Annotated in this window: 20 protein-coding genes; 18 read left to right on the top strand and 2 right to left on the bottom strand. The window is 40.6% G+C overall.

The window, feature by feature from the left end; genetic code table 11:
- Nucleotides 1-201 precede the first annotated feature (201 nt).
- The 6 genes from FD725_RS29740 (at nt 202) to FD725_RS29765 (ending at nt 6,923) form a co-directional block, all read left to right on the top strand.
- On the top strand, nt 202-1,311 hold the full coding sequence (locus FD725_RS29740) for a tyrosine-type recombinase/integrase (RefSeq protein WP_179051812.1): 1,110 nt from the start codon (nt 202-204) through the stop codon (nt 1,309-1,311).
- Entirely contained in the window at nt 1,311-2,777 is a 1,467-nt protein-coding gene (locus FD725_RS29745; protein WP_179051813.1) for a tyrosine-type recombinase/integrase, read from the top strand. The genes FD725_RS29740 and FD725_RS29745 overlap by 1 nt, the downstream gene beginning before the upstream one ends.
- Entirely contained in the window at nt 2,770-4,806 is a 2,037-nt protein-coding gene (locus tag FD725_RS29750) for an integrase (protein ID WP_179051814.1), read from the top strand. The genes FD725_RS29745 and FD725_RS29750 overlap by 8 nt, the downstream gene beginning before the upstream one ends.
- Nucleotides 4,790-5,086 (top strand): DUF6262 family protein, encoded by a 297-nt coding sequence (locus FD725_RS29755; RefSeq protein WP_256872017.1) that lies wholly within the window; start codon nt 4,790-4,792, stop codon nt 5,084-5,086. The genes FD725_RS29750 and FD725_RS29755 overlap by 17 nt, the downstream gene beginning before the upstream one ends.
- Nucleotides 5,087-5,156: 70 nt before the next feature.
- A protein-coding gene (locus FD725_RS29760) for an IS630 family transposase (RefSeq protein ID WP_179051815.1) occupies nt 5,157-6,043 on the top strand; the annotation gives its coding sequence in 2 pieces (ribosomal slippage) (nt 5,157-5,549 and nt 5,552-6,043; 885 coding nt in all).
- Between the two features lie 202 nt (nt 6,044-6,245).
- Nucleotides 6,246-6,923, top strand: a complete 678-nt coding sequence (locus FD725_RS29765) for a hypothetical protein (RefSeq protein WP_179051816.1) — start codon at nt 6,246-6,248, stop codon at nt 6,921-6,923.
- 436 nt (nt 6,924-7,359) lie between these two features.
- On the opposite strand, the gene FD725_RS29770 is transcribed toward FD725_RS29765, so the two are convergent.
- Nucleotides 7,360-7,620, bottom strand: a complete 261-nt coding sequence (locus FD725_RS29770; protein WP_179051817.1) for an HNH endonuclease — start codon at nt 7,618-7,620, stop codon at nt 7,360-7,362.
- Between the two features lie 98 nt (nt 7,621-7,718).
- On the opposite strand from FD725_RS29770, the gene FD725_RS29775 reads away from it, so the two are divergent.
- The 6 genes from FD725_RS29775 to FD725_RS29800 all read left to right on the top strand — a co-directional run bounded on the left by FD725_RS29775 (nt 7,719) and on the right by FD725_RS29800 (nt 14,140).
- Complete coding sequence (locus tag FD725_RS29775) at nt 7,719-7,982, top strand: hypothetical protein (protein ID WP_179051818.1); 264 nt, start codon at nt 7,719-7,721, stop codon at nt 7,980-7,982.
- Between the two features lie 88 nt (nt 7,983-8,070).
- On the top strand, nt 8,071-8,529 hold the full coding sequence (locus tag FD725_RS29780) for a hypothetical protein (protein ID WP_179051819.1): 459 nt from the start codon (nt 8,071-8,073) through the stop codon (nt 8,527-8,529).
- A gap of 136 nt (nt 8,530-8,665) precedes the next feature.
- On the top strand, nt 8,666-12,919 hold the full coding sequence (locus FD725_RS29785) for a strawberry notch-like NTP hydrolase domain-containing protein (RefSeq protein ID WP_179051820.1): 4,254 nt from the start codon (nt 8,666-8,668) through the stop codon (nt 12,917-12,919).
- A gap of 110 nt (nt 12,920-13,029) precedes the next feature.
- Nucleotides 13,030-13,278 (top strand): MmgE/PrpD family protein, encoded by a 249-nt coding sequence (locus tag FD725_RS29790; RefSeq protein WP_179051821.1) that lies wholly within the window; start codon nt 13,030-13,032, stop codon nt 13,276-13,278.
- A 128-nt stretch (nt 13,279-13,406) separates the two neighbouring features.
- Nucleotides 13,407-13,823, top strand: a complete 417-nt coding sequence (locus FD725_RS29795) for a XisH family protein (protein ID WP_179051822.1) — start codon at nt 13,407-13,409, stop codon at nt 13,821-13,823.
- Nucleotides 13,811-14,140, top strand: a complete 330-nt coding sequence (locus FD725_RS29800) for a XisI protein (RefSeq protein WP_179051823.1) — start codon at nt 13,811-13,813, stop codon at nt 14,138-14,140. The genes FD725_RS29795 and FD725_RS29800 overlap by 13 nt, the downstream gene beginning before the upstream one ends.
- Before the next feature lie 343 nt (nt 14,141-14,483).
- Here FD725_RS29800 and FD725_RS29805 read toward each other — a convergent pair whose 3' ends face one another.
- Nucleotides 14,484-15,245 (bottom strand): DUF6748 domain-containing protein, encoded by a 762-nt coding sequence (locus tag FD725_RS29805; RefSeq protein ID WP_179051824.1) that lies wholly within the window; start codon nt 15,243-15,245, stop codon nt 14,484-14,486.
- Between the two features lie 344 nt (nt 15,246-15,589).
- Between FD725_RS29805 and FD725_RS29810 the strand changes: the two genes are divergently transcribed.
- From FD725_RS29810 to FD725_RS29835, 6 genes are all read left to right on the top strand, one after another.
- Nucleotides 15,590-17,587, top strand: coding sequence for a pentapeptide repeat-containing protein (locus tag FD725_RS29810; protein WP_179051825.1), 1,998 nt, complete (start codon nt 15,590-15,592; stop codon nt 17,585-17,587).
- A 37-nt stretch (nt 17,588-17,624) separates the two neighbouring features.
- The gene (locus tag FD725_RS29815) at nt 17,625-19,391 is read left to right on the top strand and encodes a pentapeptide repeat-containing protein (protein WP_179051826.1); all 1,767 of its coding nucleotides are present in this window, start codon (nt 17,625-17,627) and stop codon (nt 19,389-19,391) included.
- A gap of 3 nt (nt 19,392-19,394) precedes the next feature.
- Complete coding sequence (locus FD725_RS29820; protein ID WP_179051827.1) at nt 19,395-20,570, top strand: WD40 repeat domain-containing protein; 1,176 nt, start codon at nt 19,395-19,397, stop codon at nt 20,568-20,570.
- A 106-nt stretch (nt 20,571-20,676) separates the two neighbouring features.
- Nucleotides 20,677-22,884 carry an NACHT domain-containing NTPase gene (locus tag FD725_RS29825; protein ID WP_179051828.1) on the top strand — a complete coding sequence of 736 codons (2,208 nt, stop codon included), beginning with the start codon at nt 20,677-20,679 and terminating at the stop codon, nt 22,882-22,884.
- Between the two features lie 82 nt (nt 22,885-22,966).
- Entirely contained in the window at nt 22,967-24,388 is a 1,422-nt protein-coding gene (locus FD725_RS29830) for an AAA-like domain-containing protein (RefSeq protein ID WP_179051829.1), read from the top strand.
- A gap of 7 nt (nt 24,389-24,395) precedes the next feature.
- Complete coding sequence (locus tag FD725_RS29835; RefSeq protein ID WP_179051830.1) at nt 24,396-26,426, top strand: AAA-like domain-containing protein; 2,031 nt, start codon at nt 24,396-24,398, stop codon at nt 26,424-26,426.
- The last annotated feature ends 47 nt before the right edge of the window (nt 26,427-26,473 follow it).

A 26,473-nucleotide genomic window follows, 5' to 3' on the forward strand; every position in this document is an offset into this window, starting at 1 on the left:
CTCTCATCAATTTATAAACATTTTTTCAAAACAATGACAATTGACCTGGAGAAACATTGCCTCGCCTGAAACGATGATAATAAAGATGACAAGCACTTTATATAGACAACAACAACCAATTCTACAACGTGGAAAGAACAACAACAACAGCCCTAATTTTTACGTTAGGGTAGAAACAAATTAATTTCCACAACGTAGAAAATGACCAAGGTAGAATGGGCGATATCCCCTCACACAGAGTTACGATTTAGCTGTGTCTTCGACCCTAAAACCTGCTTACCCATAGAGCCAATCCAAAGATTTTTGAACTACTGTAGAAAGCGACAATTAGCACCGAATACAGTAAGTACATACACTTATCGACTGGTAGACTTTTGGCGCTGGCTAGAATCCAAATCTCTCAACTGGTATGACGTTGGGTTAAATGAATTAGCAGACTTTGTGAATTGGTACTTGCTAGGTGGTGAAGTTGAAGAATCTGGTGAAAATGTTAGAGAAATTGTTGCCAAAAGGAGTCCTCGCACTGTCAATCAAGCAGTCACCGCCATCCAAGAATTTTATACCTATCACACAATTGAAGGCAGGATTGAAGAAAAACATTTCACTCTACTAGCGCATGGTTGGGGAAAACGAGTCGGCTTTCTTAGAGGAATCGCTAAAAGCAATCCTGATAGACGCAAACGCATCAAAATAAAAGAACCGAAACTCTTCAGTGGTTGTCTACTAGATGAAGAAGTCGCAACCTTAGCCAACGCCTGTACAACTTATCGAGACAGGTTAATTATCATGCTGCTGCGCTCAACAGGAGTGCGGCGGGGAGAACTGTTAGGATTACATTTGGAAGATGTCAAGGACTTAGATTTCAGCGGACGCATTCGGATTGTACGCAGAGAAGACAATCCTAATCGCGCAATGGCTAAAGGAAGAGAACGAGAAATCCCCATTATTTACCATCGTTCAGCTATTCAAGAGACCTTTCATGCCTACTTACTAGAAGAATATCCGCCTCAAGCCGAAACTTTGGGAGGCGGGATGTTATTCGTCAATTTATCAAGTAAATGGGTAGGGCAAGCGATGTCCTTAGTTCGCCTAAATAAATTATTTGACCAACTCCACAAACGAACAGGAATTAAAGCACATCCCCACTTATTTCGCCATACCTTCGCTACTAGAATGCTGCAAGATAATTACCTTGACCAATATGTACAACAGCTTTTAGGACATCGTTCAATTGCCACAACGAAAGACATTTACAGTCATGTTCTCGATGAAATGACCCTAGACCAATACTTAAGAGAAGAAGAAAATTAATGGCAGAAGCATTTGCACCACAAGCATTACAGGAGCGAATCGCACTCTCTGAGTTAGGGAAACAGTGGATTAATGATCCTTTGATGAATCAAGATGTTTGGTCACTGTTAGAATTGGGTTATAGCCAAGAAGAATGCCGAATTAATGGACATTATCATCTTTACTTTCACAAGTTTTCACTGCCTTGGTTAAAACGGCTGACCCAACTAACCATTAAAGCCAGCATTCGAGAGCGATATTCCCTCGGTCGGATTATTCATCGAGTTGGCTGTTTAAACCATTTAGATCGTTTTTTGTGTAATTATGGATATACACAACCCCAATCTTTGACAGAAGCACTCCTCCATCAATTTATTAGCGAAATTAATAGCGGTAATCGTCAGAATGCGATTGCTTACGCCCTCAATCTTTGGAAAGAAGAACAGTGGCTCTCAATTGCCTTTACCCCGATTAAACTCAAAAAAAAATCTCCTAAAATTGAAACAATTCCAGAGGAAGTACTTTACCAAATCTACGAGAAATTCGATTTATTCCCCCCGACACTTGAAAGACTTTTTCGCTTGCAATTGGTGTTAGGCTGCCGCATTGGAGAAATTCTCACTATGCCACGCCATAGCCTGAAACAGGAAGGTGACAAATGGTTCTTACTACGTTGGGTTGAAAAACGCAAACACTGGCGGTTTGTTCAGATTCATCCTCTAGTAGCTGAATTAGTTCAAGAACAGCAGAGATTTCTCGATGCTCAATTTGGGAGAGATTCTGAATTCGATAAACTATTTTGTACCGTTTATACTCATCATCAAAGTATTCCTTGGGCTGATAGAGAACTAGGCACAACACTGTTCTATAAACCCCAATCAATTACCAGATTGAGAATTAGTAACTGGCTAATTAATTTTCGAGAAGTAGCAGACTTAAAAGACAAACATGGCAACAGATTTAAACTAACTAGCCACATGTTTCGCCGCACCAAAGCCAGCATTATGGCTCATTGTGAAGTAGAGGATGAATATATCGCCGCCGTACTAGGTCACGGTTCCTTAGATATGCTACCTCATTATCGTCAGCGTTCGCTTATCAGGTTAGAAAAAGAAGCTAATCTCAAAGGTTATGTGGATATGTATGGTCGAGTTACTTCTTTTAAACCGAGAAAAACTAGGTATGAAAAATTAGCTAATCTCCTCAAAGTTAGTACACCTCTGGGAGAATGTCATCGTCCAACCATGTTAGGAGATTGTCAACATCGCTATGCCTGTTTAAGTTGTCCTCATCATCGGATAACGCCCGAAGATAAATCTCAGTTAGAAGCTGACGTGAACTGCTTACAGCAAGACCTAATTCAAGCTCAAAAAAACGGACAAGAAAGACGAGTGACTGAGATTGCTAACTTATTAGCTTTAATCAAAAATCGTTTTGATGGCTTATCAGAATTGCAAAATCTTCAAGAGCAGAAAAATCATGGGTAAACGCAAGCATCAACCGATTTCAATTCACCAGACTCTTGACGGTACTTTACAAGTTAATTGGAAGACAGATTATGTTGGTGAGTTTATCTGTCCTCAGTGCAATCAGGGACAATTAAACAGATTTTCTTACTCAAAAGGGTCTGTTTGTAAACTGAGATTGGGATGTGATTTTTGTCATCAAGTAACGTACTTAACTGGTCAACTTCAACACTTACCTATTTCCATTCATCAAACTCTTCAAGAAACTCTGTCAGTCAATTGGGCAGAAAAGTATTCTGGAGAATTTATCTGCCCTCAGTGTAATCAGGGACAAATCAGCAAATTTCATTATGCTGATGGGCAAAGTCATCAACTCAAACTAGGATGTAATTCTTGCTCCCTTAAAACCCTGCTTTGTTGTCAAGTTCCACCTCAGTTTCACGGTTATCGCCAGCATTTAGTTTGCCCTAATCCCCTGTGCCATCAAATTGGCCCTGATGGACAGAAAGGGTGGATTTACGAGACCTTTCAAACAACTAGCAGCCAGAGTAATTGCCGCTGTTACTTCTGCCACATAAATTTTCACCCTAACGCCACAAGTTATGGCAGTTGGGCTGGGTATCAACAAGAAGAAACTTTATTGAATTTCTGTTTTGATGATGATGTTTGGGATTTTCGCCATTTTATCAAAAACTCACCCGTGAGAATCCTTAACTTTAAATCAATTAAACCTGAGTGGTTTCGCGTCCTAGTCAAGCAATATCTATATTCTTTACTCAAATCAGGTAGGTTTTCTGCTAGTGCAAAACCGATGAATTCTCTGGTGGCTTTGCGTCAGTTTAGTCAAATTTTGAAGCCAAATAATATCCACCACCTCCCTGAGATTAGCCGGGAACTAATCTTAGCCTTTCTCGACCTCAACCAAAGTAACTGTAGTCGAACCATTCGAGAAAAGCTATATAACCTCAAAGATTTTTTTGATTTTTTCGGATTAGAATCTCAAAGCTTAGTTCGTCATCGAGATATTCCTAAACAGACCATTCAGGATGTGGATTGGTTGGATGAAATTACCCGTCAAAGGATTAAACAGCATCTTGACAAAATCCCTGCTCCTGTTGCTAGTCACTACTTGCTGCAAGAATATACGGCTGCTCGTCCAGCAGATATCTGTCAGATGGCTTTTGATTGTTTAGTTGAAGAAAATGCTCAATGGTATATCAAGTTTTATCAGCATAAGGTAGAACGATGGCACAGACTACCTGCCCCTCGTGAGATTAGACAAGTCATTGAACAACAACAGCAATGGATTAGGAAAACCTTTGGCTCAGATTACCCCTATTTGTTTTGTCATTTTAGAAGTATTAAACAGAGTTCTTACCCCTCGTTTTCTAGTCTTAAACCATTGCCCAATCCCCCTCAAGTAACAGCAAGTGGAAATCCAATGGTTCGTCTTATTCGTCTGTTGATAGAGCAAGAAGACATTCGTGATAGCAATGGTATTAAACCCTACTTTACAGGTAAGATTACCCGCGCTAGTCGCCTGCAAGAAGTCAGGGCTAAACATGGAATGGAAGCAGCTCAACTCTATGCTGACCACCTCAGTAATGAAACTACATTTCAGCACTATGCACCTCCCACTAGGGAGCAAGTAGCGGCAGTAGATTTACCTTTTCAGGAACTACTGCTGAATTCACAAAACCGCTTCCTCCCCTGGCAAACCTTACCTGAAAGCCTCCTCAAAAACCCTTCATCTCACGAACTCGACCTGGAAATTACACCTCGTCTGGTGGTCTATGGCCACTGCACCCTTGACCCCAAAACAAACTGTATCTACAACCTCTACCCCAAATGTTACGGCTGTAGTAGTTTCCGCCCCAGTACGAGCAAATTATCCCTTTATGAACGGCAATATGCTGGAGAACACAAACGCATGGAGTCAGCTAAACAAGCTGGGGCAGCCCTGGCCTATGAAGAATCCAAGGCTACCCTAGAAGCAATGGATAAATGGCTATCAGATTTGAGGAAAGTTGCTAATGGCGAAGCAACCTAATCGAGAAAAACAGACTGCTGTCCTTCGGTCAGCCCAACAAAAGCGAAAAGAGCAGAAACGTGAACAAGTGTTTCGCGCTATTGAAGAGATTAAAAAAAGCGGTAAACCCTTGACCTTCCCTAACATTGCTCAAGTCGCTGGCTGTTCCATTTCCTACCTCTACAAATGGACGGAATTAACTGAATACATTCATGATTTACAGTCGCAAAAAACACAGCAACTAAATTCATTAGAGTCGAAAAAACCAGGACCTCATAGCCTCAAAACTCTAAGTAGGTAGGCACGAAAAAACCGAACTATGTGAAGATAAGTAAATAAGGAGAATAAATCTGCCGAGGTAACTAATATATATGGGCGCTCGTTTAAGAGTATTCCTGAGTCTTGAGCAAGATAGAACTTTGTTCAACCTGAGAACAGCAGATGTACCACAGAAAGTCAAAGACCGAGCAGAAGTAATTAGGTTAAATGCACACGGTTGGTATGTGGAAAAAATAGCGGCTCATGTAAATTGGACTTCACAGACAGTTAGAGAAGTTTTGCATAAATGGGAAAAACATGGTCTACAAGGGCTATGGGAACAACCAGGCAGAGGAGGGAAAGCAACATGGCAGGAAGAGGACATAGTATTTTTGGAAGAATGCCTGAAAAAAGAACCACGAACATACAACAGTCATCAGTTGGCACAAAAATTAGAAACTGAACGCGCGATTAAACTGAGTCCCGACAGAATTAGACGGGTACTCAAAAAAAGGGGATCGATTGGAAGCGAGCCAGAAAAAGCCATAAAAGAAAACAAGACCCCACCGTTCAAGAGTACAAACAAGCTGACCTAGAAATGCTCGAATTATTTGCGGCGACGGGAGAAATAGACCTCAAGTATTTGGATGAATCAGGGTTTTGCTTGTGGAGTGAACCAGGCTACACCTATTACTTTCGCGGTGAACAAAAACGTTTGGAACAAACTCTTCGTCGTGGTCGCCGACTCAGCATCATCGGATTTCTTCAACCTTTGATCAGTTTTGTTTATGGTTTAGTCATTGGGGGCGTTAACCGGAAGTCTTATATCCAGATGATGGAGCTTGAAGCAGCTGATGCTCAGAAAACCGGACGTATTCGCGTAATTGTCCAAGATAACGGGCCAATACACCGATGTCATGAGGTACAAGAACTCTGGCCTAAATGGGAGAGTATGGGTTTGTACATCTTCTTTTTACCCAAATATTGCTCCGAAATGTAGCTTGCTTCCCGAAGGGTATCCCATTGAATTGGAATGGCACCATCTTAAAAAAGATGAACTAAGAGGGCAAACATTTGATGATGAATTAGACCTTGCTTATGCCGTAATTCATGGTGTTGAAGCTAGGGGTAAAAAAGGAAATTACAGTACGCAACGTGTTAAATTTAACTCTAATTCCACTGCTTAATGTTTCGTTACATACTTGGGAATTTTCCCACCCACCTACTTAAGCGAAGTATTCAAGCAACGGATTCGAGAACTGTCAGCTGAAAATAGAGAATTAAAGCGACAGAATCAGAACTTGAGAGGTCATGTTGCAGAAATCTTCGAGTTGAAGTCCGAATGTGAACGTCTGCGAACACAAATTAAGCAGTTGACCACACCTGAGTCATCTCCAAAAGTTGTTTCTTTGAACTCGGTTCCTAAGAAGTCTGATAATGGCGAACTCAAGAATATATCTCAAGAAATTACTCATTTAATTACCGAAATGGGCATCAAAATCGGTGTTAGATTAAAACAGGAAATAGCCAAACACGATGTCACTAGGGTGAAGTTGGCAATATCCGCCTTTGAGCAATACCGAAGCCATAATAGCATTGAGAATCCTGGTGCTTGCTTGCTGGCAATGATTCGTGATGAAGCTGAACCTAATATTCCTCTCAAAGCGATGACTCCTCTTGAGGATGAGTTTGAACGTTGGTATTGTCAGGCTATTGAAAGTGGTTTCTGTCAGGATGTTCCAAAAAAATATTTACCCATACAGCAAGGAGAAATTCAGGTTAGAGTAAACAATGATAAATTTTCATCAGGTTATGAACTACTATCTTGGCAAATAGCTAAAGCGAAAATGGAATTAGATAAAGATTCATCAATATCTTGACTCCGGGTCAACTCTTTTATACCCTCGCTTTTCCCTTCGCTCTTGCAGTTTGTAGTAAGTTATTAACGCGGCTTGGTAATCAGGGCAATCTAAATCTTTTGACTTGCCAAACCCCCGATAGATGGCACTGCCCCAAGTTTTGGTGATCGTCCACTCTCCAAATAAGTTTTGGCAAAGGGTTAAGGTGTAGAATCGCGTATCTCTTTGCCACTTTGATTGAAGCCATTTGTCAAGTTGGTAGGCAATTTTTACAGTCATCTCAACCACGTTTTTGCTTCGCCGGGAGCAAGAATGTATCAACACAATGATTTTAATAATTAGGCACTGAAAAGTGCGGTACTGAATCAAAAAAACTAGTTACATTTTGTAAATTTTTCTGCTTTGTAAAAAGGGAGTTATCAGAGGTTACGTTGTAGAATAATTTTACAAAAGTCAGTCACAGCAAGGCTTCTACGACGTGGATTCTACATAAGGCACTACACAAACAAGCAAGATTTTCTAATCTGTTGTCAGACGGATCGCAGTTCCAGTGATGTACCTGAAGTGTGTAAGCTTTGCGTTGAGATTTCGTCCAGTCAGAAGGTTTCTCTCCAGGTCGCAAACACACACGAGCGCATTTAGTACAACGCCACTCTGAAGTATTTTTCACAGCTGTAGCTATTTCTTTCCAATTGTTTGGATACACACCCTGGCTCATACGAAAAGTCTTTGATTGTCAATAATTGATAAAAGCTAATTATATAATATGTTTGCGAATCCTAGATAAAATTTAGGTGAGTTATAGCATTAAGAAACATGAACTTACTATCACCTGAAGTCGAGTATATTTTTGAGGCTGTCTCTGATGGCAGTCAAAGACAATGGACTGTTGAAGAAAAAGAGGTAATTCTGAATTCTCCTCAATTACAAAATCAACTTGAAAAATGGTTGAATAATTCCCTTAGCGATACCTGTTGGCATTCTGAAAACTACAAGATGATTCGAGCGTTAACTAAATCTCCAACCTCAAATCTTCCCAACAATTTGTTTAAAGATGAGGAGATTTCTATTCCTTTTTAACACTTATTTTAGAAGTCTCATAGTTTAGTATGAGACTTCTAACGCTTTGCGTGACTTTTATGAAAACTACAAATACTGGAGAAAAACGATGGACATTCAATCTACACTTACATTGGTTATTGAAGTTATTGTTATGAGCTTTGTTACCCTGATGATTTTCGACTTTGTAGATGGGCTTTACGCAGTGCCATTACCAACCGTTACATTTGCACAGCCAAAGGTAATTTCCAAATCCACAATATCAGCAGTAACACCTCAGTTTAAACCAATTTCAAACTCTGAACAATTAGAACCAGAACCTCAGCAAATTGCCCCACAATTTGAACAACTGCCTGACCCTTGGGAGTTAGAATTAGCATTCCAAAATAGTACCGTCGAAACTCAATCAGTTGTACCCTTCTCTACATTAAGACTGTTACCACCAGTTCAAAAAGTACAACCAAAACGTACCAGAACTACCAAAAAGACTACTTCCACTAAAACAACGAAATCTACCGAGGGTGAATCGCTTCGCAAACTCGGCAGACCACGCAAGAATGCTGCTTAAAATCAAAAACTAATACCCATTTAATTTAGTTGAACGGTGGGGCGTAGCCCATCGCTCAAATTCAAAACTGCTCTGGACAACATCTGGAGCAGTTCTGGCTACGCCAAGTTTTAGAGAAAATTTATACATTAGACATATGGTGAGCCTCATCGCTACACAAGGTTCTCTTTTTGACGTGCAAACTGTTTTAGATTACGGGCAATCGGTAGTCAACGTTGCTCAAGAACTCGCCAAATTCTTAATTGAGCAACGACCACTGACCACAAAAACGATTCAATCCCAGATGAATCGCCACTTCCACGGCACAGCAGCAGAGGGCGCTTGGCAGTGGAAGGACGCATACGAAGCTGTTGAGATTGCGTCAATTCTATATCTGCGGCAAAAGGGGCTATCTTCTCATCCCCTGGAAGAACTGCAACTGATTGAAAGCCTCTGCCCCACGCACACACGCCGCAGCGAAGAACAGTTGCAGCTTCAGCAGTTCTCTACACCTCTGGCTTTGGCGTATTTAGTTTCTGTTGCCGGACAAATCACACCTGATGATTTGGTACTAGAACCATCAGCTGGGACTGGCATTCTGGCTCAATTTGCTAAACTCCACGGCGCGAGTCTCATGCTCAACGAAATCTCAAGCGACAGAACCAAAATCCTGCGGCGACTCTTCGGTGGTGTTCCGTTGTTCTCTGTCAACGCCGAGCAAATAAATGACTATCTCGTTGGTAAAACTCAGCCATCTGTTGTGCTGATGAATCCACCTTTCTCGGCATCACCCAAAGTTAACAGTCGCAATCCAGATGCTACACCACGGCATATCAACTCGGCATTGCAAAGGTTGTGTGAGCGCGGCAGGCTGGTGGCAATTTCTGCTAATTGGTTCTCACCAGCTAACCCTACTTGGCGAGAGATTTTTGTTAAGTGGCAAGAGAAAGCAAGGGTGGTGCTTTCGGTTGGAGTCAGTGGTAAGGTTTACTCAAAGCACGGGACAACGATGGAAACCCGTATTACGGTAATTGATAAAATCCCGGCTGCTGAAAGAGCTGACATCCCTTGTATCCCTGAAACCCTAGATTTGACTGAAATACTGGCACTGATTGAGCAATTGCCGCAGCGTTCGCAATGGCAGCGTTCAACTATCAAAGCTGTGGCGGCGGTGGCGAAGGTAGTTAACTTGCCACAACGTATTGCACTCTCACAACCAAAATCATCCGAAGAAATTCCAGATGTAGTTGTTCTGGAATATGAGGTGATCGAGTGGTCTGCCAACGAAGGACTCAAAGATACGCTGTATGAAATCTATCGCCCACAAAGGCTGAGAGTCAAGGATGCCAAACCTCATCCATCGCTGCTTTGTGAAAGCGCAGCCCTGGCTCTCGTCTCGCCCCCTGCACCCACCTACAAATCCTATCTCCCTCAGCACATCGTCACGCAAGGATTGCTATCTGAAGCACAATTAGAAAGCGTGATCTACGCAGGTCAAGCGCACTCTGAGTTTCTGTCAGGTTCTTACTTGGTGGATGATTCTTGGGACAATATTACAGTAGCAGCAAATAGCGAAGAAAATGCCGTTAGATTTCGCCGTGGATGGTTTCTGGGTGATGGGACAGGTGCAGGTAAGGGTAGACAATGTGCTGGCATTATATTGGACAATTGGTGTCAAGGGCGGACAAAAGCCATCTGGGTATCTAAAAGTTCTGCTTTAATTGAGGATGCCCGACGAGATTGGTGTGCTTTAGGCGGTAATGAAAAGGACATCATCGACCTAAGCAATATCAAACTTGCTGATACCATCCCTTTTACCCAAGGCATCTTGTTCTGCACTTATTCCACGCTGCGTTCACAAAAGAACGGTAAAAGCCGGCTCAAGCAGATTGTTGAATGGGCTGGCAAGGAGTATGAGGGTGCGATCGCATTTGACGAGTGCCACGCGATGGGTAACGCTATGGCGCAGGAAGGTAAACTTGGTATGATCGCAGCTTCCCAGCAGGGCATTGTCGGGCTTCGGCTACAAAACGCACTTCCTCTTGCACGGGTTATCTACGTCTCTGCCACCGGAGCAACCATTGTCTCAAACTTGTCTTATGCCAATCGCTTGGGACTTTGGCAGACTGGTGATTTCCCGTTTACGAACCGTGAGGATTTTGTAGAGTCTATCGAAGTCGGTGGCATTGCGGCGATGGAAGTTGTTGCCAGGGATTTGAAGGCTTTGGGTCTGTATCTGGCACGATCGCTTTCATTCGATGGCGTTGAGTATGAGATGTTAGAAATCGAACTCACTCCTACTCAAGAAAGGATTTATGATAGTTACGCGGACGCTTTTCAGGTTATTCATAATAATTTAGAGAAAGCGCTAGAAGTTTGTAACATCACGGGTGCGAAAACATACAATCGCATGGCTAAAATGTCTGCATTGTCTCAGTTTGAATCCCACAAGCAAAGGTTCTTTAACCATTTGCTCACGGGGATGAAATGTCCCGTGCTGATCAAAGCAATTGAGCAGGATATCGCCCAGGGTCATGCTGTGATTGTACAAATAGTTTCTACCAACGAGGAATTATTGAAACGTCGGCTAAATGAGGTTTTACCAGAGGAATGGAAGGACTTAAACCTTGATCTAACTCCTCGTGAGTATGTCATGGACTACCTGTTAAGTGCGTTTCCTGTCCACTTACACGAAATTCATTCTCTTGAAGATGGAGATGAACGCTCTGAACCAGCCTTTGATGCCGATGGTTCTCCGATTGTATCGGCTGAAGCTGTGTCCTTGAGAGATGCCCTGGTTGACAGATTGGCAAGCCTTGACCCAATTCCCGGTGCATTAGAGCAACTGCTTTGGCACTTCGGTCACAAGCAAATTGCTGAAGTTACAGGACGGAGTAAGCGCGTTCTCAAGGATGATTCTGGACGCTTGTTTGTTGATTCACGGGGCGCTGGCGCTAACATTGCGGAAACTAACGCATTCATGGCGGGAGATAAGCAAATTCTCATCTTCTCTGATGCTGGTGGTACTGGTCGCAGTTACCATGCTGACTTGAATGCACTCAATCGTCGGCGGCGATCTCATTATTTGCTGGAAGCTGGCTGGAGAGCCGATAATGCCATTCAAGGGCTTGGGCGCTCTCACCGGACTAACCAAGCATCTGCACCAGTTTTCCGTCCTGTAACAACCAACGTTAGAGGTGAGCGCAGGTTCATTTCGACCATTGCTAGACGATTGGACAGTCTCGGCGCACTTACTCGTGGGCAACGACAAACGGGTGGCAACGGAATATTTGACACTAAGGATAACCTAGAATCTCAATACGCCGAATACGCCTTGTACGAATTATTCAAGCAGATATTCCAAGGTCGATTTGCCCAAGTGCCTCTGGGTACATTCGAGCAGATGACAGGTTTATCACTAACTTCTCACGAAGGAGGTATGAAAATAGACCTGCCACCTCTGCGACAGTTCCTCAATCGCTTGCTGGCTTTAACAATTGGGATGCAAAATACGATTTTCGAGCGCTTTGAACTTTTGCTGAGTCAGCAAATCGAGACAGCGATCGCTAATGGTGTCTTTGAGGTTGGTGTCGAAACTCTCCGGGCTGAACAGTTTACGATTGAAAGTAGTCAAACAGTATATACTCACCCAGATACCGGGAGTGTAACTAACTACTTGAAGGTTGAGCAAGTTCAGAAAACCAACATTAAAACGGCTGTCGAAATGCTGGAGTTTGCCTCCCAACACCAGGGGCGACTCATAGTAAATGCAACTTCAGGTAATGCTGCTGTGTCAATTCCTACTCATAGCTTATTTGACACTGAGGGTGGTGTTGTACCACGAGTTCTTCTCATTCGTCCCCAAAAGGAAACCCGTGTCCCCGTTGATAAGCTGGAATCTTCTACTTGGAAAACGGTTTCAGTCGATGAGTTTGTTGCAGCTTGGTCGAAGGAGGTAGACGAATTACCCTCTTTTACCACCGATTACCTGCACTTGATGACAGGAATATTACTACCAATTTGGAAAATTCTGCCGCAGAAGAACAGCCGGGTATTTCGCCTGCAAACTAGTGATGGTCAGAAGATTCTGGGACGGGTGGTCAATGCACAAGATATTCAGTCTGTGGCTGAACAATTGGGGATGAAGAACAAACTGCTTTCTCCAGCAGAACTTGTATCACTGGTTCTTAACGAAGGCTATTCTCAGCAATTGCCGGGTGGCGTAACCTTGCGTCGTTCTTACATTGCTAGCGAACCACGCTTGGAATTGGTTGAGGCTCTTTCCCTGGAAGAGAGACTTGTTGCTGTGGGTTGCTTCACGGAAATTATTCAATGGCGTAAGCGGTTGTTTGTGCCAACTGGAGATCGATCTGCGGCTGTTCTAGCGGCGGTGATTGGGATTCTTGGGTAATGAGAGCAAAGCGATGTGGTTTTACCCATCGCTTTGTTTTTCTGAAATTCTGGTGTGCATATAAACTGAAACAGTGACTTCTATTTGGGCTAAAACTAGGGAGATTTTAGATGATACAGGAAAATACTGAATCTAATAACAGCAAACAGAGTAAATTCTCTATCTGGGGGAAAGAGCTTGAGCCGCTAGCTCAAGAAGGCGTGAAGAAAGAAATTAGCAAACATAAAGTTGCTGGTTGTCCAATTTTTTATTCTTTAAAGGGTGTAGCCATTATAGAGTTATCAGATGGTCGTTGCTTTGAATATCATCTACGAAAAAACGGAACACGAGAAATCATCCGTGAAGTTAAGAGTCGATGACGCAACCAATACCTACCCCAACTATCATTGCTGGCCCGAATTGGTCATTCTCATAATGAGAATTGCTGGATTTTCGGAAGGCGATCGCTTCATGGTATGAGTAGTGGTAATATAAATTTAATATATGTATGCCAGCTAAAGATATATTTCATAACACAGTTAAAATAGCCCTCGAAAAAGATAAATGGACAATTACTGACGAGCATCTATTTATTCAAGTTGAGGATATTGATTTTTACATAGACCTAACAGCAGAGAGAATTTTAGCTGCTGAAAAAACTGGTAAAAAAATAGCAGTAGAGATAAAATCTTTTTTAGGAGCATCGGACGTAACTGAATTTCATCTAGCTCTTGGTCAATGTCTCAACTACCGTTCAGCATTGAGGTTGACCGAACCCGGTCGGATTTTGTATTTAGCCGTTCCAGTAGATGTTTATCATGAGTTTTTTCGTCGGAAGTTTATTCAAAGAATAATAGACGAATATCAGCTAAAATTACTAATTTTTAATCCAGAGCAAGAGGAGATTGTTATATGGAGAGACTAAATTATCAAGAAATAGTCCAAAAAATTCTGGAAAGTCACGCCAAAAATCGCTCAAATAGCCAGACAGAAGTCAAATTGTTATTTGATACTGAGCGCGATCGCTATCAAGTTATGAATATTGGTTGGCAAGACCTAACTCGAATATTTGGTTGTATTATTTACGTAGAAATTAAAAATGGCAAAATTTGGATCGAACGCGATGGAACGGAAATCGGAGTGGCTAATGAATTAGTAGAAGCTGGAGTTCCTAAACAAGATATAGTTTTGGCTTTTAAAGCCCCATACAAACGAAAATTTACTGAGTTTGCTGCTAGTTGAAGCACATAGGAGTTAGGAAATATACGGTAATTAGGGAAATAACAGATTCTGGGAAAATGCGATTGCCTCGTCTTGTCGGCTAACGTACCTTTTGAATTATTGCTGAAATTGACCATTTTTTGAATTTGGCACAGCAGAGGCGATGGAAGAGTTGTTCTCCCTGCGGGATGCTACGCGAACATGAGTATCTGCTCTGTCTTTTGAGTCATAAACAGGGTGTTGGGTATAGGGAGGGCATGGGGATGAGCCTTGAAACCATGACCAATGCAATCTTTCTGACGGAACAGGGATAGCGGCTCAAAGATTGTTGGGGTGATCTTTTCTCTTACTTATCAAAATTCCTTTAGTTCGACTCTACTCTTAGATAAAATTGTGTAGTGACAAACTTAGTATCTCTCTTGGTTGGGTCTACGTTTTCTACTACCTCAGTTCTACCTACAGCAATCAAACCTTTACCAAAAATTTCGCTTGTTGCTGCGTCAAGTTGTTTTTGTGTTGCACCCGTTTGACCCAAATCAATTGACGAAACTTGAGAAATCTTCGGCTTATTCAAAACCAGTTGATCTGTGGAGAAGCAAGGAGTGGTAATGCAACGAATGCCATTGTCTTTTAGTCCCACAAAAGTACCTTTTTCGGGGGTATTTGTAGCGGCTATGAAGGCTTCTTTTACTCTCAAATTCCCAAACTCACCGAATCCGAGAAATGTCACTGGAACGATGTTACCTCTCAGGAGCAAACGGCTACCATCATCATTTTGAATTTTTACCAGTTGGTAAGGTGAGACTTTCAGAGAACTCCAATCAATTGCAGACACATAGCATTCGGAGCGAAAAACGCCATCTACGCAAGGAGTAGCTTTCAAGTTGACTTGTTTGATGAAATATCCCCCACATATAGGAGAAACACATTTGCGAAAATCTCTTCGTATCGTGTAATATCCCCACTGTGGAAACTCTTGGTTTTTGACAGTGGCTAGTGCAGAATCAGTGGTGTCTGGAGCAGAAATGTCTTGAGCAGATACTTTGGCGAAAAATCCGTTGCTAAGTATAATTGCGCCTAATAGAGGAATGATTGAGTATTTGTAGCTAAATGATTGTTTGTTCATGGTAACTTTAGATTTTATTTGAGGGTTTAATATCTTTGTTAAGAGCAGAGTTGACAGAATTTCTGGCGAAAACTAGGAAAATTACTCACATACTAAGCTATTACTTGACAAAGTATGTGGAAATGTCAGAAATTTTACATTACCGTCAATAGGTTAAAAAAACCTCACAGGAAACCTTAAAGGAATTTTAAAGACTCATTGTTTTTGCCAAACTTTGTCCCAGAACCGTCTGAATGTACGCTCAAAACTGCGATCACAATAGCTCAGAGATGTTGTGCAAAAGTCCGTAAAACCGCATACTTAAGTTGTATCTAGCGTAAACCCCCGTTTTGACTAGCCCTGTTATGCCGCAAGATTTCTCTTATCAGAATCTCCGAGGTCGTTCATTCAAGGGACAAAATTTGGCTGGGGCAAACTTTAGTTATGCAGATATTCGAGGAACAGATTTTACAGGGGCTAATCTAACTGGGGCAAACTTCAGTCATGCTACAGATGGACTGATGTGGAGTGAATTAATTATTTTATTAACTACTGCATTGTTTTTCGCAATATTAGCTGGTTTATTTTTACCTTATTTCGCTTTCGATACTATATCTTTACTTACTACGAAAAGAGACCTAATTGACCTAATTAAAGTGTTGGTATTGGTAATATTAGGATTTTCCTTTAGTTACTTGTTTATGCGTCAAGGCTTATTGATTGCCTCATCTGTTATAGCTTTGTCAGCAACTTTTAGTGGTGTAACGTCTTTGGCAACTAGCATGGTATCTGTTTTAGTTTTAACTTTAGCAGTAACTATAGCTGCGGCTGTGGGTAAAAAAGCTGTGAACATAACATTGGCAACATCAGCAATTGCAGCTTTATATACAACTCTATATATAACTGTAGTATCTAGGAAGACGCAACCAGAATTATTAACTTTAGTTATGATGATGACCATAGCACAGGTTGCATTATCAGATTATATTAGCCGACAAGCTCTAGCAGGAAAGCAAAAATATTCCCTTGTTCGGACTTTTGCAATCATATTCGGAATCGGTGATGGAACTCATTTTCAAAAGAGTGACTTAACAGATGCAAATTTTGCTGGTGCAACACTCCAAAGTATAAATTTGCTAGATGCCAATGTGACTCGCACTTGCTGGTTGAATGTAAAAAAGCTTGACATTGCTCGTTTTGAAAATACTTATCTGGAACAGCCACCAGTACGAAAATTAGTTACGACAGGGCAAGGACAAAATAAAAGCTTTGACCATCAAAATCTACGTGGAGTCAACTTACAAGGAGCCAATCTAACAGATTCCAGCTTTATCAGTGCAGACTTGAGCGGGGCTAACTTACAAGACGCAGACTTATCAAGAGCCAAGCTAGTGCAAACCCAACTAGACGGCACTAACTTCACAGGTGCAACTCTCACAGGAGCATACATCGAAGACTGGAACATTACCACCAACACCAAGTTTGACGGAGTGCGCTGTGAATACGTTTATATGCGCCTGCCCACAAAAGACAACCCCGACCCCCACCGTAAACCAGACAACAGGCAGGAAGTGTTTGCTGATGGTGAGTTTGGAGATTTCATCAAGCCCATCTTCGATACCCTTGACCTCTACCATAGCCAAGGAGTTGACCCCAGAGCGATCGCCATCTCGTTTAAGCAGTTAGCTGAAAATCACCCAGAGGCAGATTTGCGGATTGTTGGTATGGAAGTACGTGGTGAGGACAAGTTTTTACTCCGTGCTAAAACAGCAATCGCCGCAGATAAATCCCAACTGAGTGTGGAATATTTCGCTACATATAATCAGCTAAAAGCTCTAGTAGAACAAGAAGTTCAACAATTAATTGCCGAAAAGGATAATAGAATTGTTGATTTACAAACTATGGTAGTGACAGCACTACAACGCCCCAGCTTCTACGCCCAGACTTATCAAAATCAAGGAGATACCATAATGCCAGATAGCTCAAAACAAGTATTCAACAACAACTTACAGGGCGCTCAATTCGCAGGCAGTCTAGTCAATGCCGACACAGTAACAGCAGGGCAAATCGGCGGCAACATAACCAACTACAACCCAGAGCAAAAGCAGAACCTCGCTCAAGCCGCAGCCGACATTCAGCAGCTTCTCAACCAACTGAGCCAGACATACCCCACGAATACAACATCGGAGAAAATGAATGTTGTGGCTAAGGCTGTGGATGAAATTGAGAGTAACCCAACATTGAAAGCACGGGTGATTGGTGCATTGAAGGCTGGGGGAACGGAAGCATTAAAGGAACTAATCGATAATCCTTTGATTAATATACTGCTGGCATCAATCGACGGATGGCAGGATGCGGAGTAGTTTATTACTGACAGGTGAGCAGAGGGGTTAGCCCAAGATGGCGAATGAGGAGCATCTGGCAATACTGCGGCAAGGGGTAGAGGTTTGGAATGAATGGAGAGATAAGAATAGATATATCACAGTAGACCTTAGCATGGCTAATCTTCAAAAGAAAGACCTTCGCAAATTTAATTTTAAAGGAACAAATTTAAAACAGGCTAATCTTCATGGTGTTACTCTTTGGGACGCTGATCTGAGTGAAGCTAATCTTAGAGACAGTAATCTTAGTATGGCTGGACTGATGGGAGCCAATTTCAGCAAGGCGGATCTTCGTAGAGCGAACCTTAGTGCTACTAATCTTGATAGTGCTAATTTCAGTAATGCTGATTTGTGTTTAACTAATCTGAGTAATGCTAACCTTAGTCAAGCTAATTTTAGTAAGGCTGATTTAAGCGGAGTTATATTAAATAACACAAAATTAAAGGGAGTTATTCTCAGCGAGGAAACAATTATTGCTGAAAAATGGCGTATGGTCTGCAATCTTATTCATGGGAATATAGCAACCCAAAACCTTTGTAATGCTGATTTGAGCGAAGTTGACCTTGGTGAAATTGATTTTAGTGGGGTTAACCTAAGTGGTACTATTTTTATTAAATCTAATCTTTCTCAAGCTAATCTTGCCAGAGCTAATCTTACTAGAGCTAATTTGAGAGAAGCAGACTTAAGCGAAGCTGATTTAAGTGAGGCAGACCTTTCTTTTGCTAATTTAGATGAAGCTGATTTAAGTGAAGCAGACCTTTCTTTTGCCAACCTTCAGCAGGCCAGTCTAATCAATGCAAACCTTGTTCAGTCTAATCTCGCAGAATCAGACTTAAGCAATACGGATTTGCGAGGAATTACCTTTAGTGAATTTGATTTTCTCTACAGTGAATTTTCAGATGATTTCGTAGAATCTCTAACTTACGAAGATATTCAAGATATTAATAAAAGCACAGCTATTTTAACTAACGCAGTTTTGAGCAATGCTAATCTTAGTAATGTTAGCCTTTGTGGACTTGATCTTAGCGGGGTAAATCTGAGCGGAGCAAATTTGAGTGGTGCTAACCTGACAGAATGTAAACTTAGTTACTCTAACTTAACAAAAGCATCTTTAGAAAATGCTAATTTGAAAAACGTTCAAGCTCTAGAAACAGATTTTACTTCAGCAAATTTCACAGGAGTCTGTATACAAGATTGGCAGATAAACAGTAACACAAATCTTAATAACGTAATTTGTGACTATATTTACCTCCGCCAAGGTCAACAAGAACGCCGTCCCAGCAGTGGTAACTTTGCCCCTGGAGAATTCACCCAACTATTCCAAAAATCCCTAGAAACAGTTGACCTAATCTTTCGCAACGGTATCGATTGGGATGCTTTCGCCTACTCCTTCAAAAAAGTAGAAGTCGAAAACCAAGGCGCACAATTGGATGTCCAAAGTATTGAAAAGAAAGGTGATGGCATTATCTTAGTCAGAGTGGCTATTGCCCCTAATGCAGACAAACCGAAAATCCACAACGACTTCATGCAGGGGTATGAATTTGCGGCTAAGACATTGGAAGGGCAGTACCAAGGTAGGTTGGAAGATAAAGATAAAATAATCAACCAGCTATTTTCCACAATTAACCTGCAAAATAAGTTACTAGCTCAGACGGGTGATAAAGTCTCAATTTACTACCAACCGAACTCGCAGTTTGCAGGTGGTATAGTGGATGCCAAGACTGTTGATGCACAGCAAATCGGTGGTAACATTCAAAACAATAACACTGAAGACTTTCCAAGCTAACCCATGCCAGACTCCCAAGACCCGAAGCAAGTCAATAACAACGACTTAAGCAATGCTCAGTTTGGCGGTGGGTTTATTAATGCTGAGTCAGTAAACGCAGGGCAGATAGGTGGCGATGTCTACAATATTTACCTTGGGAAGCCAATATTAGATAATCCAAAATCATCACCTAGCCAAAAGCAGCAAGCGCATAAAGAAAGCAAAAGTAGCGAAACACAGTATTCTTCCGATACATTAGGTCAAGAATGTGAAATAGGTAAATATTCGCTAAATGGTCATTCAGGAGCAATTCAATCAGTAGCAATCAGCCCAGATGGACGATTACTTGCTAGTGCCAGCAGTGATACAACAGTTAAACTCTGGGATTTAAGTAATCGAAAATTACTGTTTAGTATGAATAGTCATTCAACTGTCACTAGAGCCGTAGCTTTTAGTCTAGACGGACAAACTCTTGCTAGTAGTAGCAATGTAGATGTACAAGATGGCAATATCAAATTATGGGATGTGTCCACTGGTTCCTTAAAACGAATTATCGGCGGGGGAGTCTCAACTTTTCGAGTTAATTGTTTGGCTTTCAGCCTAGATGGTAAAGTTCTTGCTAGTGGTCAAGTTAACACGGTAAAACTCTGGAATTGGCAAACAGGAGAAGAAATAAGAACTTTGTGGGGACACGCGATTGATGTTAATACTGTGGTATTTACTCCAGATGGAAAGCATCTTGTCGCTGGATGTTCTCAAGGAGATATCAAAATTTGGGAGTGGCAGACTGGTAATCTGTTACGCACACTCAATCAAACTTCAGATTTGTTTGGTGTAATCGCATCTTTTATTCTTCAAGGGCTTTGGTGGGTAACAGTTAGTCCAGATGGACAACTGATTGCCAGTTGTGGTTATGGACAGCCCATCAATATCTGGAACTTCAATACGGGCAAAATTATTTCTACTCTCAATCATCAATCAGGTGGCGTTCATTATGTTGCGTTTAGCCCAGATGGTCAAGTTCTTGCTAGTGGTGGTCAAGATAAGACCATTAAGTTTTGGAACGTCAAGAATGGAGATTTGCTTTACAGCTTTGAACATCAAGATGCAGTGAATTGTCTTGCTTTCAGCCAAAATGGCAAGCTGTTAGCTAGTGGAGGCGAAGATAAAGCAATTAGAATTTGGACGACATCTTTTTAAGGAGTTTATCTAAAGTTTTAAGAATGCTCAAGCATTTAGCTAGAATACACAGCAGGTAGATGGTAACATTCAAAACAACAACACTGAAGACTTCCCAAACTAACCCATGCCGGACTCTCAAGACCCGAAGCAAGTCAATAACAACGACTTACGCAATTCTCAGTTTGGTGGCGGGTTGATTAATGCTGAGAATGTTAATGCTGGCAGAATAGGCGGGGACATCTGGAATATTTTCTTTGGGGGGCAGCAGACAATACCAGTGGGCAACCCGACTCGACCAAAGAACGAGCGCATACTACTGGCCGCAGTTAAAGAAGAAGTGACTGCACGATTAAGGCAATCTCTACACAATGCCGTTCTGATTAACTTAGGGAAGGAGTCACAACCCCAGCAGGTAAAGCGCCCTTGGGATGCAGAAATAAAAATTGGTTTAAAGCCGGCTGAACCTCTCCCAGACACCACAACAATTTTAGAAGTTTTTGATTCAGAAGAAATTGCAGGCAAATCATTAATTTTGGGTGCGCCAGGATCAGGCAAAACTACTACGCTGTTAGAACTGGCTCAAGCTTTAATCAACCGTGCCGAAGAACAGCCTGATTATCCTGTTCCTGTTTTATTCAACTTGTCCTCATGGAAAGATAACCGACAATCGATAACTGACTGGTTGGTAGCTGAACTCAAATCTAAATATGGTGTTTCAACCAAACTAGGTAATGAATGGGTTGCAGATCACCAATTACTACCATTTCTTGATGGCTTAGATGAGCTTGAACCACAACGTCAAGATTCTTGCGTCCATGGTATTAATCAGTTTTTAGCAGGCGAAACAAGACCGCTTTATCTAGTCGTTTGTAGCCGAAGTGAAGAATATAGTAACTACACCGCTTTATTACAACTTAACGGTGCTATTTCTTTACAGCCTTTAACCAGTAATCAGATTTGTGATTATCTAACATCAATAAATTATTTAGAACTTTGGTCAACCATTAGTAATGATTTAGATTTACTAGAGTTGGTTAGAACTCCCTTACTACTCAGTGTTACTGTCTTAGCATCTCAGGAAATCTCCGTTCAACAATGGCAGTATCTGACTTTTACAGCAGACCCTCTTCAGTATATGCTAGACGCTTATATAGGTAGAATGTTAACACGGAATATTAATAATAAGGCATATTTACTTATCAAAAAGTATAACTCTAAAAAAACGCGAATGTGGCTTGTTTGGTTAGCCAGACAAATGCGGATGGAAGCCAAAACGGAGTTTTTGATAGAAGAAATGCAACCTAGTTTGTTAAAAAGCAAAAGTGCCAAGATTATTTATAATTTAATAGTCTGGGGGAGTATACAAATGCTGATAGCTGGGCTAACTTCAGGATTAATTAATGGGCTAATTATTGGCTCAATTGATAGGTTAATCAATGGTTTAGCTAATGGCTTGATTGGAGGACTTATTGGAGGAGCGATTAATGGTTCATTTGGTGAAATCATAGAGTTAAAAATAGAAGAAATAAATTTTATTAGCTCTAATAAGTTCTTTAGCAAAACTGTTATGAGATGGCTAATTAATGGATTAATTGGTGGTCTAACTGGTAGTCTGATATCTGGTTTAATTTTTGGTTTAATTGGCGGTTTAATTGGTGGGATAATTTTTGGTTTAATTGGCGGTCTAATTGGCGGTTTACTTTTTGGAATAATTGGAGATAAAATTGAAGCAGTTGAAAGTATACAATTTTCTCCTTATAATTTAAGAAATGGATTATTTTTAGGGTTGATTTTAGGTTTGTTCAATGGCTTAATTTCTGGAATTATTTTATATCCTACTTTAGGAGTAATTAATACGTTAATTAGAGGAATAATTTCTGTACTAGTTGGCAGCTTAATTGGTGGTTTACTTTTAGGGTTTCATGGTTTGGAAATTGAAGAAAAAACTATTCCTAACCAAGGTATATGGCAATCTGCTAAAAATACTATTAGGTTCTCATCTTTGTTATTTTTACCTTCTACAATATTAATATTTTTTATCCAACGAACTTTACAGACTAATTCTAGTCCAGTCAAGATTTTGATTTTGAGCTTAGTGTCTGGATTATTTTTGGGACTATTAGGGGGGATACCTAGAAGTGGAACGCCAGTTATTAAACACTTCACCCTACGCCTCATCCTCTACTTCAACGGTTACATTCCTTGGAACTACGCCCGTTTCCTCGACTACTGCACCGAGCGTATGCTGCTCCAGCGCGTCGGTGGACGTTATCGCTTCATCCACAAACTGCTGCAAGACCACTTCGCTCAAATGGAGTTTAGGCGAGATTAAGAAAGAATTTGCATCTGTTGACCTAAATATCAATGGTGATATTATTTACAATAACAACGCTTAAATCTGCCAAAACTGATCTATGCCTGACGACCAAGATCCAAAGCAAGTCACTAATAACGACTTACCCGATTCTCAGTTTGCCGGAGGGTTGATTAATGCTAATACGGTGAATGCTGGGCAAATTGGTGGGAATGTCTACAATATTCACTTTGGGCCGCAGGCAACATCAGATAATTCATCCCCATCACGACAGCAAACAAACCGATTGCAACAAGAAAGAGAATCAATATACAAAGCATACACATTGCAAAGCCAGAAAGTTGCAAATATAAGAAACGCATGGGTAATTGAGACAGACCCATCCCGTAAGTTTCAATATGGACAACAGCTTCAGACTGAAGAACGCACTTTACAAGAGCTTGGTGACAAGTTAGAAACTATTGAACAAAAGCTTTCAAAAGTTGACAATGAACAGACTAAAACAAACGCAAACATATATATTAAACGTCCACCGATTGAAGAAAAATGCTACAACGCAATTGTTCAGCCTGGGGCGTTAATTCGCATCAAAGCCCCCCAAAGAATGGGTAAAACTCTTTTACTAGAGAAAATATTAGACCATACCAGAGGGCAGGGCTATCAAACAGCAAAGCTCGATTTAAAACTAGCTGATGTTGAAAATCTAGCTAACTTAAAAACATTCCTGCAATGGTTGTGTGTTGATGTAGCAGATAGCTTGGATTTAGAACCACAACTAGATAAGCACTGGCAAGAAGTGTTTGGGCTGAATAAAAACTGTACTCGCTATTTTCAAAAATATTTACTATCGGTCACAGATGCACCCCTAGTTTTGTCCATCGACAACTTTGAGCGACTGTTTGATTATCCAGAGATTTTCCCTCAGTTCTGCTTACTGCTGAGGGGATGGTATGAAGCAGCCAAGCAAGGTGACAAGATTGGCAACATCTGGAAGAAACTGCGCCTTGTAGTAGTTCATTCCACTGAATCCTACCCCTCTCTCGATACTAATCACTCTCCGTTTAACGTTGGGTTGCCCATTGAGTTACCTGAATTTAATGATCAACAAGTATTAGACCTTGCTGAACAACAGGGTTTAAATATGTTTGGAGAACAGGGCTTAAATGGGTTGATGGGTTTGGTTGGGGGACATCCTTATTTGGTACAGTCTGCGATAACTGCGTTAAGCTCCGCTAACGCACATCTGAAAAGCCAGCAGATACTGTTAGAAGAACTTTTGAGACTTGCCCCAACAGAGCAAGGAATATTCAGCGACCACCTGCGACAACAACTGTGGCATTTACAACATAATCCCCAGCTTGAGACAGGGTATAAAAGAGTAGTAATGACAGATGTACCTGTCAGGTTAGATACTGAAGTTGCATTCAAGTTACATAGCTTGGGCTTAGTAAAACTTGTTAGTAATGATTGCGTTGCTAGTTGTGATTTGTATCGCCAGTATTTCTCAACTCGTTTGGGTTAGGTGAGTTATGGTTGACCAATACATATTTTCTGGAAGCCTACCTGAAAATGCTAGCACCTACGTCACCAGAGAAGCTGATGCTCAGTTATATGAAGGGCTGAAAGCGGGAAAGTTTTGTTACGTACTAAATTCACGTCAAAGTGGAAAGTCCAGCTTGCGTGTGCGTACCATGCAGAGATTGAGAGATGAAGGTGTACATTGTGCCGCCGTGGATCTTTCTGCTGGTGGGATTCAAAATGTCCCGCCTGAACAATGGTATGCAGATTTGATTGACAATCTCATCGATAGTTTTGCTCTGGAACTAAATTTTTGTGATTGGTGGGAGGAAAATCAGTTAAATTCATTAGTAACCCGATTTCGTAAATTTTTAGAAAAAATCTTACTAACTAATATTAAAGAAAATATCGTTATTTTTATTGATGAAATTGATAGTGTATTAAGTTTGAATTTTCCTACTGATGATTTTTTTGCTTTGATTAGAGCTTGCTATAACAAACGTGTTGATAATCCTGAATATAATCGTCTTACCTTTTGTTTACTAGGAGTGGCATCCCCCAGCAATTTGATAGAGGATAAACAGCGTACTCCGTTTAATATTGGGCTAGCTATCTCTCTCAATGGGTTCCAATTACATGAAATAAAACCATTAGAAAAAGGATTGTATGGTAAATTTAACAATCCTCAATTAGTAATGCGAGAAATTTTAGACTGGACAGGGGGGCAACCATTTCTAACACAAAAGTTGTGTCAACTTATGTTTGAAGAATCTGAGCAGAAACATCCTCGTTCGGTTGCAGCGGTTGTTCGAGAATGTATTATTGAAAATTGGGAATCTCAAGATGAACCTGAACATTTACGGACTATTCGAGATAGAATCCTCAGAAATGAGCAAAAATCTGGCTATTTATTAGGATTATACCAACAAATTTTAATAGCTGAAGAAAACTCGAAGTTAATAGAAAATAATATTTTAGAAGAAAGTGAATTACATCTTACTGGTTTAGTTATTCGATATAAAAATAAATTAAAAATTTATAATAAAATTTATAAATCTATATTTAATCAAAATTGGCTCAATCAAGAATTAGCTAATTTACGTCCATATTCTGAAGCAATAACAGCTTGGTTAGCTTCTCAATATAAAGACAATTCTCGCTTATTACAAGGACAAGCTCTACAAGATGCTCAAGAATGGGCAGAAGGAAAAAAATTGAGTAATGAAGATTATCATTTTTTAACGGCTAGTGCGAAACTAGATAGACAATTAATTTTAAAACAACTTGATACAACATCGCAAGAAGTAGAGCAGAAAAAAAGAGAATTTTTGGACAACATAAATTATGAAATACGTACTCCTCTCAACGGTATGATTGGGTTTTTAAAACTAATTTTAGAAGGCATGGTAGATGATGTAGAAGAAAAGAATCAGTTTATAAAAGAAGCCCACCACCTATCCCTACATCTGCTTAATATTGTTAATGATGTTTTGGATATAGCGAAAATTGAAGCAGGAAAGATGGAAATAGTTAGCACTAGCGTCAACCTCAATGAATTATTTTCTGATGTTGAAAACTTCATGCGTCCTCAAGCAGAAGCAAGGAATCTTAGCTTTCAATTGGAATTACCAAATTCGGAAGAAGTTATTGTTTACGGTAATTATCAAAGATTACTACAAGTAATGCTGAATTTAGTAGGGAATGCCATCAAATTTACATATGAAGGCAATATTACTGTTAGTGCCGATCTTATCAACAAAGATAAATCACTAGAAAAACAAATTCCTAGTATGGTGATAGTCACAATAAGAGACACAGGTATTGGTGTCTCCCTAAATAAACAAGACAAACTATTTCAACTATTCTCGCAAGTAGATGGTTCTCGTAGCCGCCAATATGGTGGTACAGGTTTAGGGTTAGTAATATCTCAAAAATTGATAGAGGCAATGGGTGGTGAAATAAATTTTTTCAGTCTTGGGGAAGGGTTGGGTTCTACTGTCACATTTACTATACCTCTGTATCAACAACCTGTAATGTTTTGACAGATTTAGCAAATCAATTGGTTACAATCCTAAAGTTTATGTAATAT

The organism is Nostoc sp. TCL26-01, assembly GCF_013393945.1.
Classification (GTDB): Bacteria; Cyanobacteriota; Cyanobacteriia; order Cyanobacteriales; family Nostocaceae; genus Trichormus.

Bases quoted from the DNA above. Each gene is read 5' to 3' on its own strand.
- FD725_RS29805 (WP_179051824.1), bottom strand. From the start codon at position 15,245: ATGAACAAACAATCATTTAGCTACAAATACTCAATCATTCCTCTATTA.
- FD725_RS29785 (WP_179051820.1), top strand. From the start codon at position 8,666: ATGGTGAGCCTCATCGCTACACAAGGTTCTCTTTTTGACGTGCAAACT.
- FD725_RS29800 (WP_179051823.1), top strand. From the start codon at position 13,811: ATGGAGAGACTAAATTATCAAGAAATAGTCCAAAAAATTCTGGAAAGT.
- FD725_RS29825 (WP_179051828.1), top strand. From the start codon at position 20,677: ATGCCGGACTCTCAAGACCCGAAGCAAGTCAATAACAACGACTTACGC.
- FD725_RS29790 (WP_179051821.1), top strand. From the start codon at position 13,030: ATGATACAGGAAAATACTGAATCTAATAACAGCAAACAGAGTAAATTC.
- FD725_RS29745 (WP_179051813.1), top strand. From the start codon at position 1,311: ATGGCAGAAGCATTTGCACCACAAGCATTACAGGAGCGAATCGCACTC.
- FD725_RS29820 (WP_179051827.1), top strand. From the start codon at position 19,395: ATGCCAGACTCCCAAGACCCGAAGCAAGTCAATAACAACGACTTAAGC.
- FD725_RS29835 (WP_179051830.1), top strand. From the start codon at position 24,396: ATGGTTGACCAATACATATTTTCTGGAAGCCTACCTGAAAATGCTAGC.
- FD725_RS29740 (WP_179051812.1), top strand. From the start codon at position 202: ATGACCAAGGTAGAATGGGCGATATCCCCTCACACAGAGTTACGATTT.
- FD725_RS29775 (WP_179051818.1), top strand. From the start codon at position 7,719: ATGAACTTACTATCACCTGAAGTCGAGTATATTTTTGAGGCTGTCTCT.
- FD725_RS29750 (WP_179051814.1), top strand. From the start codon at position 2,770: ATGGGTAAACGCAAGCATCAACCGATTTCAATTCACCAGACTCTTGAC.
- FD725_RS29815 (WP_179051826.1), top strand. From the start codon at position 17,625: ATGGCGAATGAGGAGCATCTGGCAATACTGCGGCAAGGGGTAGAGGTT.
- FD725_RS29755 (WP_256872017.1), top strand. From the start codon at position 4,790: ATGGCGAAGCAACCTAATCGAGAAAAACAGACTGCTGTCCTTCGGTCA.
- FD725_RS29770 (WP_179051817.1), bottom strand. From the start codon at position 7,620: ATGAGCCAGGGTGTGTATCCAAACAATTGGAAAGAAATAGCTACAGCT.
- FD725_RS29830 (WP_179051829.1), top strand. From the start codon at position 22,967: ATGCCTGACGACCAAGATCCAAAGCAAGTCACTAATAACGACTTACCC.
- FD725_RS29795 (WP_179051822.1), top strand. From the start codon at position 13,407: ATGCCAGCTAAAGATATATTTCATAACACAGTTAAAATAGCCCTCGAA.
- FD725_RS29810 (WP_179051825.1), top strand. From the start codon at position 15,590: ATGCCGCAAGATTTCTCTTATCAGAATCTCCGAGGTCGTTCATTCAAG.
- FD725_RS29780 (WP_179051819.1), top strand. From the start codon at position 8,071: ATGGACATTCAATCTACACTTACATTGGTTATTGAAGTTATTGTTATG.